We start from the raw sequence: 17,549 nt of genomic DNA, 5'->3' as shown, positions 1-17,549 counted from the left end.
TGACTAATGAAGAGTTTACTCAAAATTGGAAAATACTTAGCACCTTATAAATTAGTAGCCTTATTCAGTATAGGATTCAATATTTTATCGGTGTTTTTTAACTTATTGTCGCTTTTGGCTTTTATTCCATTCTTAAATCTATTATTTGGAGATGTTGAGCCAGTATTGGTGCAGCCAAGTTTTGAGTTGAGCGCAGACTATATTAAAGCGTTATTTAATTATAGAATGCAACCGTTTATTGTAGAGTATGGTCAACGAGGCGCTTTACTGTTTATTTGTTTAACAGTTGCTATTTTGTTTTTCTTGAAAAATGTATTTGGATACTTAAGTCGATTTTTTATGGCCAATATTAGAAGTGGGGTTGTGAGAGATATTCGAAGATCTATTTATAGAAAAATATTGGTGCTACCACTTTCGTTTTATTCAGAAGAAAAGAAAGGAGATATTATCAGCCGAATTACAGGAGATGTTCAAGAAGTTGAATGGTCAATCATGAGCTCGTTGGAAATGCTTTTCAGAGATCCGATTTCTATTATTTTGTCTCTTGGAATAATGATTAGCATGAATGCGAACCTAACTTTGTTCTCTCTAGTATTACTTCCTATTAGTGGGCTCATTATTGGCAAAGTGGGTAAGAGTTTAAAACGTACTTCTTCTAAGCTGCAGATTAAAATGGGAGAGTTGTTGTCGAATGTTGAAGAAACGTTGACAGGATTGAGAATATTAAAAGCATTTAATGCCGAGGCTTCTGCCAATGAAAAATTTGATACCATTAATGGTCAGTATAATTTGACCATGTTGAAAATGTTTCGAAAACGTGATTTGGCCTCTCCATTGAGTGAGTTTTTAGGCTCTATTGTAATGGTGGCTTTGGTATGGTATGGTGGAAATATGGTGCTAGACCCAGCTGCAAAATTTAGTGGTGGTGACTTTATCGGCTACATTATTATTTTCTCTCAACTATTAAATCCTGTAAAATCACTTTCATCGGCGTATTACAACATTCAGAAAGGTGCTGCGTCAACAGAGCGTATTGATATGGTGTTGGATGCTGAAAACAAGATTAATGAAAAACCTGATGCGATAAGTATTGCGGGATTTCAAGATAAAATCGAGTATAAAGATTTGACGTTTGCATATGGTGATACGGAGGTATTGAAAAATGTGAATATTCAGATTCAAAAAGGAAAGACTATAGCGTTGGTGGGTCAGTCTGGAGGTGGTAAGTCTACTTTAGTTGATTTACTTCCAAGATTTTACGATCCAAAGAGTGGGGCGATTTGGTTAGATGGTCATCCGATAACAGATTATAAAATCAAAGATTTAAGATCGTTGATGGGGATTGTTTCTCAACAATCAATTTTATTCAACGATACGATTTTTAACAACATTGCTTTAGGAATAGAGAATCCAACAATGGAAGGAGTTGTAGAAGCAGCTAAGATTGCAAATGCACATGAATTCATCGAAAAAATGCCTGATGGTTATCATACCAATATAGGTGATGGAGGAGGAAAGCTTTCTGGAGGACAGAAACAGCGCATCAGTATTGCTAGAGCAGTAATGAAAAACCCCCCAATTATGATTTTGGATGAAGCCACTTCAGCATTAGATACGGAGTCTGAAAAGTTAGTGCAAGATGCCTTGTATAAATTGATGGAGAATAGGACGTCAATCGTAATTGCACACAGGTTGTCTACCATACAGCATGCCGATGAAATTATAGTGATGCAAGATGGAGAAGTAGCCGAAAGAGGTACGCACGATGGTTTAATTGCACAGAATGGTGTGTATAAAAAACTGACGGATTTACAGACGTTCGCATAGTATTATAACACCATAACATATCCTTGTCGAATACTTTCGAAAAAGGTTGGCTATTTAGTAAAGTAGTCGGTGTGGATAAATCTTTAAGTGTTGGTCCTTGATTGTTTCGTAAAGAAGGTCTCGTAAACCATCAATGTTTATCTTTTTTTCAGCTGAAATGAAGATGCAAGGATAGTTTTCTTTCGCCATCCAAGTTTTCATCAACTCTTCTAAAGAATAATTCTCCCTCACTTTTGGAGTCAAATCATCCTCATCCTTTTTTACATACGTAAAGGCGTCAATTTTATTAAAAATCATAATGGTTGCCTTGTCTAACGAGTTAAGGTCCTTTAGAGTTTCTTTTACCGTGTTGATATGATCTTCAAAGTTGGGGTGAGAAATGTCTACCACATGGATCAATACATCAGATTCTCTAACTTCATCTAAAGTGGATTTAAATGAATCTACTAAATGGTGAGGAAGCTTCCGAATAAATCCGACAGTATCTGAAAGTAGAAACGGTAAATTTCCTACTACTACCTTTCGAACTGTCGTGTCTAAAGTGGCAAAAAGTTTATTTTCCGCAAATACATCTGATTTTGTCAATAAATTCATTAAAGTGGATTTACCAACGTTGGTGTACCCAACTAATGCGGCTCTAATCATTTGCTCACGACCTTTTCGCTGCGTCGCTTTTTGTTTATCTATTTTTTTGAGCTTATCTTTTAATAATGAGATTTTATCACGAATAATACGTCTGTCTGTTTCAATTTCCGTTTCTCCTGGTCCACGCATACCAATTCCCCCCTTCTGACGAGAAAGGTGAGTCCACATTCTAGTTAATCGAGGTAATAAATATTCGTATTGAGCTAATTCAACCTGAGTTCTAGCTTCAGCCGTTCGTGCCCGTTTTGCGAAAATGTCTAAGATTAAATTGCTTCGATCTAGTATTTTGGTGTTTAGTGCATTCTCTATGTTTCTCAATTGAGAAGGACTCAACTCATCGTCAAAAATCACCATTTGAATATCGTGCGTTTTGACGTAGGCCGCTATGTCTTCTAACTTACCTGCACCCACAAATGTTTTTGGGTTTGGTTTGGTTATTTTTTGGGTAAAACGGGCATGTTCAGTAGCTCCAGCAGTCAAGGCTAAAAAGGCCAATTCGTCTAGGTATTCTTCTACTTTTGCTTCGTCTTGTTCTTGAGTGATAACTCCTACTAAAATAGCAGTCTCATCTTTTTTTTCAATCGTATCGTATAGATTCATGTAAAGAAAATAGTCATTTATTTGGTTAAAACCAAGGACGAGCTACTGCTGAGAAAGGCCATGGAATAGCAGAGAAAATCAACACCAATGCCAATAGATAATAAATGGCAATTCTTCTGTGCTTCGCTGCATCTGTGGTTCCTTTTTTACTCATAATGCGTCCTAGGGTGATAATAGCTATGGCTACAATCATTGATAATATATGCTCCACAGTCCAAAACCTCAAAACTGGTTCTTTCATTGCGGCGGCCATATCACTCATTCCGGCTTTTACAACTGGGCTCATGAAATATACTCCTAACCCCACTACTAATTGCAGGTGAGCACTGATAAAAGTAAATAAGCTCAATTTGTTATCTGAAGCGGTATATTCTTTATTTCCAAACCATCCGGCAAACGCCTTAATAATGGTAAATACTAATAAAATCAAAATAACATAGCGCAAAAGCGAGTGAATCATCAATATCATTTCCATAGTCAAAAATTTAAATCTCAAAGGTAATGAAAACGACATGTAAAAAGCGTTTTTCAAAATGGCTTCATGGTTACTTTTCTTAATTTAGCCTTCATTTTCAAAACTTAAATTGGATCCTAATGAGGTTTTTATACCTGCTTATATTTGCTGTAATTTCTAGTCATGCGGTTTTTTCTCAATCTACCTTCCCAGTCAATGGAAATAGAAATCCTAACAATAATTACATCGCTTTTACGAATGCTACTATAACTGTGGCTCCAGGGCAGGTGTTGCAGAAGGCTACATTATTGGTTAAAAATGGGACAATCGAGGCCGTTGGTAAAGATATTTCTATTCCTAAATCAAGTGTGATTTATGACTTAAAAGGAGCATTTATTTATCATTCTTTCATTGATATTTATTCAGATTATGGAATTCAGAATGACTCTGAAAAGAATAAAAAGTCAGGTTCACCGCAATTGGAATCCAAAAAAGAGGGCGCATACAATTGGAACGAGGCAGTAAAGGCGGAGAATAAAGCTTTTGAGGGTTTTAATATCGAACACGATAAAGCCAAGGAATTAAGAAAGAATGGATTTGGAGTAGTGGCTACTCATCAACAAGATGGAATTTTTAGAGGAACTGCCGCATTGGTTTCTCTAGGGTTAGAAAGTCCCAATGAGTCCTTGGAGCAGAGTGAGGTGTTCACTTCGTTATCTTTTGATAAAGGTAGCTCTAAGCAAACCTATCCGTCTTCTTTAATGGGAATTATTGCTTTGATACGTCAAACATTTTACGATGCTCAATGGTATGAAAATCGGTTGGGGACAAAAGAATACAACATAACTTTAGAGAATGTTAACCGAACGAAAGCGCTTCCTAAAGTCATTTCAGTTGATAGTTATTTGTCTGCTTTGAGGGCGGATAAAATTGCGAAAGAGTTTGATTTTAAATTCATCATCAAAGGAAATGGAGATGAGTATAAAAGAGTAGACGAAATAAAAGCGTTGAACTCTGCTTTCATTTTACCATTGAATTTTCCGATGGCTTACGATGTAGAAAACCCTTATGATGCCATGAATGTGTCATTGGGAGAGATGAAACATTGGGAAATGGCGCCATTCAACGCGTCCATGCTAAAAGCAGCTGAGGTTCCTTTTTGCTTTACAGCGAATGGGTTAGAAAGTCAATCAGAGTTTTTAACGAATTGGCGTAAAGCGATTCGTGCAGGTTTATCAAAAGATGCAGCTTTGGCGGCAATTACGACTTCACCAGCTCAAATCTTGAATTTAAAATACACCGATGGGACGTTGAAGAAAGGCAATCCTGCTAATTTCATCATTACTTCCGCTTCTATTTTCGATAAGAAATCCATTGTGTATGAGAACTGGGTAGAAGGTCAGCCACACATCATTAGTGACAGAACCAATATTGATATCCGAGGTACGTATAGTATCAACATCGAAGGAATTATGCAGTATGACTTGACTGTAGAAGGTGAATTGGATAAGCTAACGGCAAAAATAAAAAGTGAGGACTCTTCGAAGCCATGCACTATTGTATTAAAAGGAAATCAAGTTTCGTTGGCTTTTGCAAGTAAAGGCAGTAAGGAAGTAATTCGCCTAAGCGGACATGTGAGTGACGACAAAAGTAGAATTTGGAGTGGGAATGCGATCTCTACCAAAGGTGACTGGGTGAAGTGGGGCGCTATCAAAAAGAAGGAGTTTATAACCGAAAAGAAAAAAGATTCTTCAGAGGTGATGACCCATGGACCTGTTTGGTATCCGAATATGGCTTTTGGATCAGAAATAAAGCCAGTTGCAAAAAATGTCATTTATCGGAATGCAACGGTTTGGACAAATGAAAGTAAAGGAATCTTAAGAGAAACCGATGTGTTGGTGATTGATGGGAAGATTCACAAAATCGGCCCAAAGTTGGATTTAAGCATCATTTTCCGTAAAAAAGCGCCAGAAGTAGAAGAGTTTGATGCCAAAGGTATGCACATTACTTCTGGTATTATCGATGAACATTCACACATTGCGATTAGCCGAGGAGTGAACGAGAGTGGACAAGCCAATACTGCTGAGGTTTCTATTGGCGATGTAGTTAATTCGGATGACATTAACATATACCGTCAACTCTCTGGGGGAGTAGTCGCATCTCAATTATTACATGGTTCGGCCAATCCAATTGGTGGACAAAGTGCTATCATTAAGTTGAAATGGGGCGAAACTCCTGAGGTGATGAAAATTGATTCTGCTGACGGGTTTATCAAATTTGCGTTGGGAGAAAATGTGAAGCAATCCAATTGGGGTGATGAACGGAAAGTACGTTTCCCACAAACAAGAATGGGAGTGGAGCAAGTGTATTACGATGATTTTATTCGTGCAAAAACTTATAAAGACAATTGGACACTGTACAATTCTAAAAACAATCGCGACCGAAAAGAAATGAGCATTCCACGAAAAGATTTGGAGTTGGAAACATTGGTGGAAATTTTGGATAAAAAACGATTCATCACTTGTCATTCTTATGTGCAGTCGGAAATCAATATGCTGATGCATGTAGCCGATTCGATGGGTTTTAAAATCAATACGTTTACACATATTTTAGAAGGCTATAAAGTGGCCGACAAAATGAAGGAGCACGGAGCCGCCGGTTCTACATTCTCTGATTGGTGGGCATATAAATTTGAGGTAAACGATGCCATTCCATACAATGGGTCAATATTGAACCAGATGGGCGTAACCACTGGATTCAATTCTGATGATGCTGAAATGGGGCGACGATTGAATCAAGAAGCAGCGAAGGCAGTGAAATATGGAAACGTGAGTGAGGTAGATGCATTGAAGTTTGTGACCTTAAACCCTGCAAAAATGCTTCATTTAGACCGACGCATGGGAAGCATTGCAGAAGGAAAGGATGCTGATTTGGTGGTTTGGTCTGGAGATCCGTTGTCGGTGTATTCTAAAGTTCAAAAGACCATTATTGATGGCGTTTGTTATTACGATGCAGAAAGAGATCAAGAGTTGAGAAAAAAGGTAAGTACTGAACGAGAGCGACTGGTTCAGAAAATGATAGAGGCGAAGAAGAAGGGAGAGAAAACGAAGAAACCAGAAGCAAAAGAAAAGCAATTGTATGAATGTGAAAGTATGGAGGACGAAGGGTATGAAATCAATTAAAACCATTTTATCAATCTTCACTATTTGTGGTGTATTTGTGTTGAATGCACAGAACAAGAATGAACGATCCACGCTGATTTTAGGAACGACGGCTCACATTGGTAATGGCGACGTGATTAAAAATTCGGCCATTGGAATCAAAGGAACGACCATTAATTTGGTGATGAGTGCCCAAGATTATCGATTGGATACCAATGCTTACGATACCGTAATTCGGATGTATGGACAACATTCTTATCCTGGGTTTATTTCTCCAAACAATGTGTTGGGATTGGTAGAAATAGATGCCGCAAGAGCCACGAGAGACAACAATGAAGTGGGAAGTATTACACCACAAGTGAGAAGTTTGGTGGCGTACAATACCGATTCTAAAATTATTCCAACCGTTCGTTCCAACGGTGTTTTGATTGTTCAATCTACGCCTCAAGGTGGTCGGATTTCAGGAACTTCTTCTATTTTTAGTTTGAATGGATGGAATTGGGAAGATGCTGTGTTGAAAATTGACGATGCTATTCACATTAATTGGCCTTCTGTCTATTCTTCTAAATGGGAAAATGGAGACATTATTTATTTTGAGAATAAAAACTATCTGACGGAAGTAAAGGAGTTGAAGACTTTCTTTTTAAATGCAAAAGCCTACTCAAAGTCAGACTTTAATTTGGAAAAGAATTTGAGATTTGAAGCCATGCGTGAAGTGTTCAAAGGGAATAAAAAAGTCTTTATTCATGCTGATAAGGCAAAGGAATTGTCTGAAGCCATTTATTTTATTCGAGAGCAAGAAATCAAGAAACCAGTATTGGTAGGTGCTTATGATGCGCTTTTAGTAGCTGATTTGTTGGTAGACTACAACATTCCAGTAGTGTTGAGAAGAGTGCATGAGTTGCCTTTACGCAAAGATGATGCTGTTGACCAACCTTACCGTTTGCCTGCTTTATTGAAAGAAGCAGGAGTGTTGTTCTGTTTGCAAAACGATGGTCGCATGCAAGCCATGGGAACACGAAATTTGCCATTTTATGCCGGTACAGCTGCTGCTTATGGATTAGACAAAGAAGAAGCGTTGTCAAGTATTACATTGAATGCAGCTAAAATACTAGGAATCGAAAAACAAGTAGGCTCCATAGAAATTGGAAAACTAGCGACTTTGTTTGTCTCCAAAGGCGATGCATTGGACATGAAAACCAATAATGTAACGATTGCTTTTGTAAATGGTCAAACAATTGATTTAAGCAGTCATCAACGGGAATTGTACGAAAAGTACATGAAGAAGTATGGGTTGGAAGTGAATTGATAGGGGGAGCTAATATGTTATTTGGAGATTTAAAGGACCTAACTCATTTTTAAAGTTTGTTAGGTCTTGTGTTAGGGTGTTAAATATTAATTATATACGTGGTATTATAAATAGTACAATTATTGAAATCTGTACACATTTAAATCACTTTAAGAATAGGGGGGCAAGTAAATTCAGTTATGACACATTCAGGGAATGTTGCCAGTGTATTCACTCATGAGTATTTTGGTCATGTAAATGGAACACCAAACGGTAAATTTACTTTCAGAGAACCTGGAGCTTATACAGTACAAAAAAAATCATCCAACATTCAATAATGTTTCTGATATTTATAAAACTCATGTATTAAAACAATATTATGGTTGCAATTAGAAAAATAAATTACCTCTTCTTTTTTGTAATTTGCTTATTATCTTGTAATGACTTATTGAGTTGCGATTGTTCGAAAATAAATAATCTAGAGGAAAGTTTTAAGCAAGCAAGTCATGTATTTATTGGTACTGTAGAGTTAGTAAACTGTGATTCTGAAATTAGAAATAACAATCTTATTTTAGGATATTCTTCAATTAAGATAAATAAAATTTATAAAAATGCTGGAAGGAATGTCGAGGGGGGAATTTTGACTCTTTTTAATTATAAAACGTCTTGCGATATTCCATTTGTAGAAGGAGTAAAATACTTGATATTTACTGATGCTAGTGATTGTTATTTTCTTAAAACATCGAAATGTGATGGGACTCTTAAAATAGACAACCTTCAAGTAGAAGATTTAAAATTGCTTACGAGATTATCAGAACAAGAGGGTAAAGAAGATCCTGAAAGAATTTATCCTATTAAAAAATAAAGTGTCTTTTTCTTGTTGTAAAGGTGTAATAATCGTGTAAAGTATATGCTTAGATAGGTAATCTATAAAAAGTTAGCAAAGACGACAATCAACTGATAGAAACCTTACTGTGCATCGAACGCCCAGCTCAGATGGGGTCTGTACTCTTCGGCATAATTAGGCAAATATGAAGTATTTTTCAGGTCATTTTGTCCTAAAAGTGGTTTTTATAAATCAAAAACCTAATTAATTCGAAAGAGATGTTTGTTTTATTAACGAAACTAAATATAAGAATATAAATAATTGAAATACAGATTGAAAAGTAAAACCCCAACCTATTCTTTTCCACCAACCACCACGACAAACTCACCTTTACTAATGTGATCGGTGTAGTATTGCGCCAATTCCGTCAATGTTCCTCGGACCGTTTCTTCGTGCATTTTAGTTAATTCTCTAGAAACAGACGCTTTTCGCTCTGCGCCAAAATATTCCGCCATTTGTGATAAGGATTTCACAATACGATGAGTCGACTCATAAAATACAATCGTCCTTTCTTCTTCGGCAAGCTGAGTCAATCGAGTATGTCGGCCTTTTTTATGTGGTAAAAATCCTTCGAAACAGAATTTATCACAAGGCAATCCTGAGTTTACTAAAGCAGGAACAAAAGCGGTAGCACCGGGAAGTGTCTCCACTTCGATGTCTGCTTCAGCGCAAGCTCTTGTTAATAGAAAGCCTGGATCAGAAATGCCAGGAGTTCCTGCATCAGTGATCAATGCGATGGTTTCTCCATTTTGTAAATGCTCGATTACTTTTTCTACTGCCTTGTGCTCATTGTGTTGGTGATGAGAAATTAATCTTTTTTGAATGCCATAGTGCTGCAACAAACGTGAAGAAGTTCGTGTGTCTTCACACAAAATCGCGTCTACCTCGTTCAGTATTCTAACACTACGGTATGTCATGTCTTCCAAATTACCGATAGGCGTTGGCACCAAATACAATTTTCCCATGCTACGAAGTTAGCAAATAACCTTTTTTACCAACTTATTTGGACCGATAAGATTCTACTTTCATGCATTAATTGTTATTTTGCTGTAAATTATTCTCCATGGTCATTCAACTGTCGGTTGTCATCATTACATTCAACGAAGAGCGAAACATCGGTCGTTGCATCGATTCTGTTTTGTCTATCGCTGATGAGGTGTTGGTGGTGGATTCTTTTTCTACTGATCGCACCAAGGAAATCGCGACAGCGAAAGGTGCTCGATTTGTAGAGCACAAATTTGATGGACACATTGAGCAAAAAAACTGGGCAAAATCAATCGCTAGTTTTGATTACGTACTATCGTTAGATGCTGATGAGGCCTTAACACCAGAACTAGCAGCGTCTATTCAAAAGGCAAAAGAAAATTGGCAATATGAAGCTTACGCCATGAATCGGTTGACCAATTATTGTGGCACTTGGGTGCATCATTCTAGTTGGTATCCGGATACGAAAACACGTTTATTTACGAAACAATCAGGTGATTGGGGTGGACAGAATCCGCACGATAGGTTTATTGTCAAAAATGGTGTAAAAACAGGAAAGTTAGAAGGAGATTTATTGCACTATTCCTATTATACCATAGACGATCATCGGAAACAGATTGATAAATTCTCTACTATTTCGGCTAATATGATGCACCAAAAAGGGAAAAAAGGAGCTGCGCTAAAAATGTGGTATAAACCCATTGCTCGATTCATTAAAATCTACCTGATTCACAAAGGATTTTTAGATGGGAAGGCTGGATTTTTGATAGCTAAACTTTCGGCTTATGCTGTATATTTAAAGTATTTTAAATTGAATCAATTGAACCATGAAAAGCCAATTTAAAATCACCAATGACCCAATCAAGATATTGCACATTTCTACTGCTAAAAGCTGGAGAGGTGGCGAACAGCAGTTGGCGTATTTGTATGAGGAGCTTGATCAAAAAGGAGTAGAGCAAATTATTTTGTGCGTGAAGGATTCCAAGATGGAAGCCTACTGCAGAGAAAAAGGACATCAATTTGTCAGTCAGGTAAAGCGAAGTGGAGTTGATCCTTTTTTTGCCAAAAGAATCAAGAGTATTTGCAAGAAGATTGATATAGATTTGATTCATACGCACGATGCACACGGACATACTTATGCCATAATCGCGGCAGCATTGTGGAAGAACAAAACTCCAATTATTGTCAGTCGCAGAGTTGATTTTTCTGTAGGAAAAAGCAAGAGTTCATTCTATAAATACAATCATTCAAAAGTGGCTAAGATTGTATGTGTTTCCGATAAAATCAAAGAAATTACTGCAAAGGACATAACAGATCAATCCAAACTAGTAACCGTACATTCAGGAATTGATTTGACTCGATTTGAAAACACACATGTACCAGGAAAATTAAAGGAGCTGATTGGCGTTAAAGATAAATTCTTAATTGGTAATACTTCTGCATTGGCTGATCACAAGGACTATTTCACCTTTATTGATGTAGCAGTTAAGCTCAATCAGAAAAGAAAAGATTGCCACTTTGTAGCCATTGGGAACGGTCCATTGGAGGAAGAAATCAAAAATTACGCAAGAGGAAAAGGTTTAGCAAATCTGTCATTTATAGGTTTCCGAAATGATGTTCCTGAAATTTTAGGTGATTTAGATGTATTTCTTATTACTTCAAAAACGGAAGGTTTAGGAACATCTATTTTGGATGCTTTCGCACAAGGGGTTCCTGTGGTGGCGACAGCTGCTGGAGGTATTCCCGAGATTGTTCATCCTGAAAAAAGCGGATTGTTATGCCCTGTATTTGACTCCGAGTGTTTATCGCTTGGATTAGATCGACTGTTAGATAATGCTGCCCTTCAGCAACAATTAATAGCTGGAGCTAAGCAAATTTTAGCCACACACTCAAAGGCAGCTACTGCGGAAAAAACGTTAGCTGTTTATCGTTCCGTTTTAGGTAGATAATTTCTAGCAAACAATAAAAAAGAATTAAAGAAAGCAAAGAAAGTCACTCCTGCTTGTGTTTCTAAGGTATCCTCATTAATCATAGAAAGCATTGCAATAGCTATAAATACAAGGTAATAGTAGTCTTTATAATTCAATGCAATTTTAATAGGGTAGAGCATGGAAAAAGCAATAAATAGAAAGCCAAAGATTCCAAATGTGGCTAAAAAGGAAAGGTATTGGTTATGAGATCTTAGTTGAAAAGATTTGTTTAAGGCATAATCACTTTCTTCATAGCTTTTTTGAAATGCCATTTCAATATCTCCAGTACCCACTCCAAACCAAAGGTTTTCATTAATTAATTTTAAGGATTGCTTCCAATAAACGATTCGAGAAGCAACGGAGTGTCCATTCGTTCCTAGACCCTTTGAATAGGTATCAAACTCCCAAATAATTTTATCGATTCGCGAAATGTGCGGATGTTTTAAATAGTTGATGTTTGCAACTCCATTTTCTATCGCGTGAATTTCTTCATCTGTTAGTTGTGCAATGGCCAAAGAGTCTTTAAACCCACCTTTTGAAGTCAAGAAGCGAAGTAAAGTAATGTGAAGAGGGTTGTTGTGTTTGTCCTTGCCATCATAGCTTAAATCACTGCGTTTATTCCACTCCCGTTCAATTTCTTCGTAAGAAATGTTTCTATAAATGTAGTATCCATTTTCTTGATGTCTATTTTCAGAAGGTCGTGTATCATTATGGAAATAATTACCATTTATACTGTGCGGATACATTTTTTGATTAGGTACAGGGCTAAACTGATAAACACTAACTCTCCATATTACAATAGATAGTATACTAATTGAGAAAGCTACAATAAATCCTAAAGAAAGATAACGTTTAATGGGATTATTAATTCTCCATGCGTAAAATATAACAACAATTGGAAGGATGATAGAGAGAATTACGATACCCGAAAATGATTCGAGAATAAAGAGGAAACCCATAAGCCAGAAGCTCAGGAGTAAATAACCTATTTTTTTATAGCTCTTATTCTTATAAAATTTATACAATGAATAAAATAAGGCTAGACAAATCAACAAACTAAACCGAATGTGACTAATGTTAATGGACAAATCACGCTTGTCGTATAACTCTATATTTTCTACATTCAGGAATTTGTAAAAGCTCACAAATGTGATAATGGTGACAAAAAATATAAATAAATCAATAAGCTGATTAAACGACTTTTTTGAAAATTGAATAGCCGTTGAAAAAACAATAGGCAAAAAGAGAAGCGGCAGTTTGATTCTCAGGTCCTTCATGGCATATTGAAAATCAGTTGTCCAGAATAGTCCAATTAAGTGAATAGCATATAATAAAAGCAGGATATGTAAAAGTCGATTGTTGGCGAACTTTTGAAGTTTGACTTTGAAGTTAAATTCTAGAATCCAGTTGCCAAGTAAAATAAATTGTCCAAGGCTCATTAAAAAATTTGACCACGGCAACCCTGCCATCAACACCATTATTCCAAAGAAATAAAGAAGTTGATGGTTCCAATATTTCCACCTAAAAAGCCCAGTTTTCAACACGAAATTTGCGAATTAGTTTTTGGTGTATGTGCCTTTCAATATTCCGGTATATATTTCCTTATTGCCCAAGATTTCTATAGCTTTAGATACAGTTGGGTCATTATTTAAAGAAGCTTGTATTCTACCTTTTTGGAAATAATATCTCGAAATAATTTCGTTTTCCAATATTTCTTTTATTTCATCTTTAAACTTCATTAAATCGCCGCTTTTATCTAAAACAAGTTTATCTTCTAGACTTTTATACTCTTCATCAGCCAATTGGAAATACTTTTCTTTAGTAGCTACTTCTTTTAATTTTTTTAACTGCTTTTCTGTTTCTGTTTCATAAGTAATATTTTTGTCACTCAAGTAGGCAATGAAATCGTCATACTCTTTGTCAGTCAGATGAAACTCCGAAGCAGGGGCTATACTTTCATGATTTAAACGATATTGGGTAGCATAATCAAATATGTGATACTTGGTTACAAGCACGGCCGTGATGTTACTAGCGTCTCTTTCTTCTACTTTTATGTCAGGATTAATTCCTTTTCCATCATAAACTGTTCTCTTGTTTACTAAAGTTTTATAAGGTACAATAAGGGAGTCGGCAACTATCGGAGCATCTCCATCTTTGTCTCTGTGCGCGTAATCAATTTTTTGAATACACCTTCCACTTGGTATATAATATTTTGCTACGGTAACTTTTAGTTGAGCATTGTAACTCAATCTTCTAGTTTGCTGTACTAATCCTTTTCCAAATGTCCGATCTCCTACAATTACTGCTCGATCTAAATCTTGTAAAGAACCTGAAACGATTTCTGATGCAGAAGCAGAATGATCATCTACCAATACAACGACCGGGATTTCAGTATCTACCGGAGCGTTAAGTGTTCTATAAGTAGCATCCCATTCACTAATTTTTCCTTTGGTTTGAACCACCATAGTTCCTTTAGGGACAAATGCATTTACTATGTTAATGGATTCATTTAACAATCCACCTCCATTTCCTCTTAAATCAAAAACGATAGATTGTGCATTGTGTTCTTTTTTCAGTTTATTCAAAGCATCGATTACTTGTTTGGAAGCTGTTTGGGTAAAGCTAGTTAATCTGATGTATCCAACTTTTTCATTTAACATTCCTGCATAAGGGACGTCATCAATTTTGATTTCTTTCCTAGTTAAATCGATGTTTAAGTTGCCTTTGGTTCCTGGCCTTTCAATCAATAATTTTACAACTGTATTAGGTTGACCTTTCAAAGCTTCGCTTATTTCACTAGTAGATTTGCCACTCACTTTTTTACCGTCCACTTCTATTAGGATATCACCTGCTTTAAGGTCAGCATTGTAGGCTGGAAAGCCTTCATAAGGCTCAGAAATTACGACATGGTCTCCATCTTTGTGAATCAATGCTCCAATTCCACCATACTGACCTGTAGTCATAAATTTGAAGTCTTCTATCTGAGATTCAGGAATGAAGTTGGTATATGGATCCAATGATTTCAACATCGCATCAATTCCCGTTTTCATCAACTCTCCTGGTTTAGTTTCATCTACATAGTAAGTATTCACTTCTTTATAAAGTGTAGCGAAAATGTCTAGATTTTTAGAGAGTTCAAAATAATTGTCTACAAAACCAAACGATACAAAACCTGAGATGGCTACAGCACCTGCAATAATTGCTATTTTAATCTTTTTCATGTTTTAGAATTTAAACTTTTTTGGAACAGGATCATATCCATGACCGCCCCACGGGTTGCAACTGATTATTCTTTTGGTCGATAAATAAAAGCCTTTGAAGACACCATGATTCTTGAAGGCTTCTACACTATATTCTGAGCAAGTAGGACTGTATCTACAGTTAGCTCCTAATATTGGTGAAATAGTGTATTGATAGAACCGAATAAGAACGATGAAAATATGGCTGAATAATCTATTCATATAACGTTATCAAACGGTTTAAAATTAAGATTATTTTAGAGGAGATTTCATTATAGTTCATTGGCTTTGGACCAATATAGATTAAAGCTAGTTTTAGTTTGATTTCTTTCTTTTCTAATGCCTTGTATAATGATGATTTATGCAAGCGATAAGCTTCTTTTGTGCGTCTTCGCAATAGATTTCTATCTACCGCCTTTTTATAAATTCTTTTCGGAATTGTTATTAATACTCCTATCTCCGATAAGTTGTTTTCTGTATGGGGCACACTTTGATGTATAACCTTGAATGGGAATTCCACAAAGGACTTTCCTGATTTGAACAAGGAGTCGATTTCTGCACGACTTGAAAGCCTTTCTTTTTTATGGAATTTTAATGAAGACATATTGTGTAAAGAAACAAAAAAAGAGGCAAGTCTTTGACCGGCCTCTTTTTCTATTCTAGATAATAAAATTATTTTTTATTTGTCTTTTTAATGTATTGTTCTAATGCCATAGTCATAGAAGGAGCCTCAGGTTGAGGTGCTGCAATGTTTATCTTCAAGCCAGCACTTTCAGCTGCTTTTGCTGTAGTTGATCCAAAGACTGCAATACGAGTATCATTTTGTTTGAACTCTGGAAAGTTTTGAAACAATGATTTAATACCAGCAGGACTAAAGAAAACCAATACGTCGTAATTTACATCTGCTAAATCAGACAAATCACTACACACGGTTTGGTATAATGTAGCTGATGTGTAATTAATATTGTTTTTGTTCAATAACTCAGGAATGTCTGGTTTCAAAATGTCCGAACACGGTAATAAGTACTTCTCTCCTTTGTGCTTCTTAATTAATTCCATTAAGTCTGCAAAAGTTTGTCTTCCGTGGAAAATCTTTCTTTTTCTATACACTACATACTTTTGTAAATAGTATGCTGTGGATTCCGAAATACAGAAATACTTCATGGTGTCAGGTACAGTAATTCTTAACTCTTCACAGATTCTGAAGAAGTGATCTACTGCATTTCTGCTTGTTAAAATGATAGCAGTGTGGTCTAAGATGTTGATTTTGTCTTGTCTAAAGTCTTTAGATGCGATTCCTTCAACATGAATAAACGGTCTGAAATCTATTTTCACCTTACATTTTTCTGATAAATCAAAATAAGGAGACTTGTCAGTATCCGGCTTTGGTTGAGAAACTAAAATAGTTTTTACTTTCAAGGGGATTAGGTTTTTAAGTTAATAAGGTATTGTTAATTAGAAATTTGACTAAAAAAATAGCAATTTTGAAACAATTATTAACGGTAAAATTTCAAGGGTGCAAAGATACAAAAATAAATAAACGAAATTTATTTGATGAGATATTCCAATTTGGACTCCTCTAATCAGTCGAATGGCCATGGAAATCAGTATAATGATAGAGGAAACACTTAAAGCTTGAACTTGATATTGTGTCGGGCCATATGAGGAGAGGAGCAAACATGGCAATAAAAGAAATAAACTTGCCAGATTGTACAATATAATATTGAATATAAACTCTTCAGCAGCTTGTTTATAACCTAGGATTAAGGATAGCGTTTTATGAATAAGAATTTTTATACCGTAAGTTAAAATAACCCCGAATGCAATCAACAGGTAAAGCTGGAATGCTCCCCATCCATAGTTGATTTCAACCAATTCAATTATTTGAAGAATTAATAAAGAAGTAATACTAACATAAGCTAATAGTAATAGCAAATTCGCTCGGTGAGTATATACTTTTTCATTACGTGTAATTTGGATGGAACCATTTCTACTAATAAAAGAGATGAGGTATTCATTGAATCGCTTTCTGTTAAAAGCCCTAGTAAAACCAATCAAAGAAACGGCGAAAAGCAGGATATATAATTGAAAATCTATGTAGGCAGGCTTTTCATATCTCTTACCCACTTTGTAGGATTGGTATTCAGTGGAGCCTGATGAAAAATTCATTAAAGTATTGATTGAGTCTAAATTAAACTCTTTATACTTGTTGATTGGTTGGTTGTTGATGCTATCTAATGATAGTGAGGTGGTTGTGTTGGAAAAAATAGATGAGATCGCTTCACTTTCTATGGGTTTAGCTGGCTGAGAAATTGCTTTTTTGGTTGTCTTTTTCGAAGGTTTCTTTACGCTATCTTTTTTAGTCTCAGTATTGATAACACTGTCGTCAACCGTAGGTGGGGTCACAAACGGTACAGCGACATTATTCGTGTCTATCAATTGCTGCGGTATCATAAAATAAAAATTTGTTCAAAATTAAGCCGATAAATTGAACC

The 17,549-nt window shown here is 35.9% G+C and carries 15 protein-coding genes; 6 read left to right on the top strand and 9 right to left on the bottom strand.

From position 1 onward, the window contains the following. Positions 1-6: 6 nt before the first annotated feature. Complete coding sequence (locus tag GQN54_RS01060) at positions 7-1,827, top strand: ABC transporter ATP-binding protein (RefSeq protein ID WP_160631087.1); 1,821 nt, start codon at positions 7-9, stop codon at positions 1,825-1,827. 54 nt (positions 1,828-1,881) lie between these two features. On the opposite strand, the gene hflX is transcribed toward GQN54_RS01060, so the two are convergent. Both hflX and GQN54_RS01050 read right to left on the bottom strand, forming a co-directional pair. Next, positions 1,882-3,072, bottom strand: a complete 1,191-nt coding sequence (hflX, locus tag GQN54_RS01055; protein WP_160631085.1) for a GTPase HflX — start codon at positions 3,070-3,072, stop codon at positions 1,882-1,884. Between the two features lie 25 nt (positions 3,073-3,097). Continuing rightward, positions 3,098-3,547, bottom strand: a complete 450-nt coding sequence (locus tag GQN54_RS01050; protein WP_160631083.1) for a cytochrome B — start codon at positions 3,545-3,547, stop codon at positions 3,098-3,100. A gap of 119 nt (positions 3,548-3,666) precedes the next feature. On the opposite strand from GQN54_RS01050, the gene GQN54_RS01045 reads away from it, so the two are divergent. The 3 genes from GQN54_RS01045 (at position 3,667) to GQN54_RS01035 (ending at position 8,840) form a co-directional block, all read left to right on the top strand. Then, the gene (locus GQN54_RS01045) at positions 3,667-6,708 is read left to right on the top strand and encodes an amidohydrolase family protein (RefSeq protein ID WP_160631081.1); all 3,042 of its coding nucleotides are present in this window, start codon (positions 3,667-3,669) and stop codon (positions 6,706-6,708) included. Next, the gene (locus GQN54_RS01040) at positions 6,695-7,996 is read left to right on the top strand and encodes an amidohydrolase family protein (RefSeq protein WP_160631079.1); all 1,302 of its coding nucleotides are present in this window, start codon (positions 6,695-6,697) and stop codon (positions 7,994-7,996) included. The genes GQN54_RS01045 and GQN54_RS01040 overlap by 14 nt, the downstream gene beginning before the upstream one ends. A gap of 358 nt (positions 7,997-8,354) precedes the next feature. Beyond that, entirely contained in the window at positions 8,355-8,840 is a 486-nt protein-coding gene (locus GQN54_RS01035; RefSeq protein ID WP_160631077.1) for a hypothetical protein, read from the top strand. A gap of 314 nt (positions 8,841-9,154) precedes the next feature. Here GQN54_RS01035 and rsmI read toward each other — a convergent pair whose 3' ends face one another. Beyond that, the gene (gene rsmI, locus GQN54_RS01030; RefSeq protein ID WP_160631075.1) at positions 9,155-9,826 is read right to left on the bottom strand and encodes a 16S rRNA (cytidine(1402)-2'-O)-methyltransferase; all 672 of its coding nucleotides are present in this window, start codon (positions 9,824-9,826) and stop codon (positions 9,155-9,157) included. A 98-nt stretch (positions 9,827-9,924) separates the two neighbouring features. Between rsmI and GQN54_RS01025 the strand changes: the two genes are divergently transcribed. After that, a complete protein-coding gene (locus GQN54_RS01025) occupies positions 9,925-10,689 on the top strand; it encodes a glycosyltransferase family 2 protein (protein ID WP_160631074.1) in 765 nt (254 codons plus the stop codon). Continuing rightward, positions 10,673-11,794: a glycosyltransferase family 4 protein gene (locus GQN54_RS01020; protein ID WP_160631073.1), complete on the top strand. Its 1,122-nt coding sequence runs from the start codon at positions 10,673-10,675 to the stop codon at positions 11,792-11,794. Before GQN54_RS01025 ends, GQN54_RS01020 begins: the two co-directional genes overlap by 17 nt. On the opposite strand, the gene GQN54_RS01015 is transcribed toward GQN54_RS01020, so the two are convergent. The 6 genes from GQN54_RS01015 to GQN54_RS00990 all read right to left on the bottom strand — a co-directional run bounded on the left by GQN54_RS01015 (position 11,770) and on the right by GQN54_RS00990 (position 17,508). Then, positions 11,770-13,254 carry an O-antigen ligase family protein gene (locus GQN54_RS01015; RefSeq protein ID WP_160631072.1) on the bottom strand — a complete coding sequence of 495 codons (1,485 nt, stop codon included), beginning with the start codon at positions 13,252-13,254 and terminating at the stop codon, positions 11,770-11,772. The genes GQN54_RS01020 and GQN54_RS01015 overlap by 25 nt on opposite strands. 117 nt (positions 13,255-13,371) lie before the next feature. Then, positions 13,372-15,036: a S41 family peptidase gene (locus GQN54_RS01010; RefSeq protein ID WP_160631071.1), complete on the bottom strand. Its 1,665-nt coding sequence runs from the start codon at positions 15,034-15,036 to the stop codon at positions 13,372-13,374. 3 nt (positions 15,037-15,039) lie between these two features. Further along, a complete protein-coding gene (gene yidD, locus GQN54_RS01005) occupies positions 15,040-15,276 on the bottom strand; it encodes a membrane protein insertion efficiency factor YidD (protein ID WP_160631070.1) in 237 nt (78 codons plus the stop codon). Beyond that, the gene (rnpA, locus tag GQN54_RS01000; RefSeq protein ID WP_160631069.1) at positions 15,269-15,658 is read right to left on the bottom strand and encodes a ribonuclease P protein component; all 390 of its coding nucleotides are present in this window, start codon (positions 15,656-15,658) and stop codon (positions 15,269-15,271) included. The genes yidD and rnpA overlap by 8 nt, the downstream gene beginning before the upstream one ends. 68 nt (positions 15,659-15,726) lie before the next feature. Beyond that, entirely contained in the window at positions 15,727-16,473 is a 747-nt protein-coding gene (locus GQN54_RS00995; protein ID WP_160631068.1) for a uroporphyrinogen-III synthase, read from the bottom strand. A gap of 48 nt (positions 16,474-16,521) precedes the next feature. Continuing rightward, positions 16,522-17,508: a DUF4271 domain-containing protein gene (locus GQN54_RS00990; RefSeq protein ID WP_160631067.1), complete on the bottom strand. Its 987-nt coding sequence runs from the start codon at positions 17,506-17,508 to the stop codon at positions 16,522-16,524. Between the last annotated feature and the right edge of the window lie 41 nt (positions 17,509-17,549).

Source organism: Acidiluteibacter ferrifornacis (assembly GCF_009909615.1).
GTDB classification, from domain to species: Bacteria; Bacteroidota; Bacteroidia; order Flavobacteriales_E; family Vicingaceae; genus Acidiluteibacter; species Acidiluteibacter ferrifornacis.
Note: the sequence above shows the minus strand (reverse complement) of the source record. Positions and strands in the feature narration are given on the sequence as shown.

Excerpts from the sequence above, each read along its gene's own strand:
- GQN54_RS01010 (WP_160631071.1), bottom strand. The coding sequence starts at position 15,036 with ATGAAAAAGATTAAAATAGCAATTATTGCAGGTGCTGTAGCCATCTCA.
- GQN54_RS01025 (WP_160631074.1), top strand. The coding sequence starts at position 9,925 with ATGGTCATTCAACTGTCGGTTGTCATCATTACATTCAACGAAGAGCGA.
- hflX (WP_160631085.1), bottom strand. The coding sequence starts at position 3,072 with ATGAATCTATACGATACGATTGAAAAAAAAGATGAGACTGCTATTTTA.
- GQN54_RS01020 (WP_160631073.1), top strand. The coding sequence starts at position 10,673 with ATGAAAAGCCAATTTAAAATCACCAATGACCCAATCAAGATATTGCAC.
- yidD (WP_160631070.1), bottom strand. The coding sequence starts at position 15,276 with ATGAATAGATTATTCAGCCATATTTTCATCGTTCTTATTCGGTTCTAT.
- rsmI (WP_160631075.1), bottom strand. The coding sequence starts at position 9,826 with ATGGGAAAATTGTATTTGGTGCCAACGCCTATCGGTAATTTGGAAGAC.
- GQN54_RS01050 (WP_160631083.1), bottom strand. The coding sequence starts at position 3,547 with ATGGAAATGATATTGATGATTCACTCGCTTTTGCGCTATGTTATTTTG.
- GQN54_RS01045 (WP_160631081.1), top strand. The coding sequence starts at position 3,667 with ATGAGGTTTTTATACCTGCTTATATTTGCTGTAATTTCTAGTCATGCG.
- GQN54_RS01040 (WP_160631079.1), top strand. The coding sequence starts at position 6,695 with ATGAAATCAATTAAAACCATTTTATCAATCTTCACTATTTGTGGTGTA.
- GQN54_RS01035 (WP_160631077.1), top strand. The coding sequence starts at position 8,355 with ATGGTTGCAATTAGAAAAATAAATTACCTCTTCTTTTTTGTAATTTGC.
- GQN54_RS00990 (WP_160631067.1), bottom strand. The coding sequence starts at position 17,508 with ATGATACCGCAGCAATTGATAGACACGAATAATGTCGCTGTACCGTTT.
- rnpA (WP_160631069.1), bottom strand. The coding sequence starts at position 15,658 with ATGTCTTCATTAAAATTCCATAAAAAAGAAAGGCTTTCAAGTCGTGCA.
- GQN54_RS01015 (WP_160631072.1), bottom strand. The coding sequence starts at position 13,254 with ATGAGCCTTGGACAATTTATTTTACTTGGCAACTGGATTCTAGAATTT.
- GQN54_RS01060 (WP_160631087.1), top strand. The coding sequence starts at position 7 with ATGAAGAGTTTACTCAAAATTGGAAAATACTTAGCACCTTATAAATTA.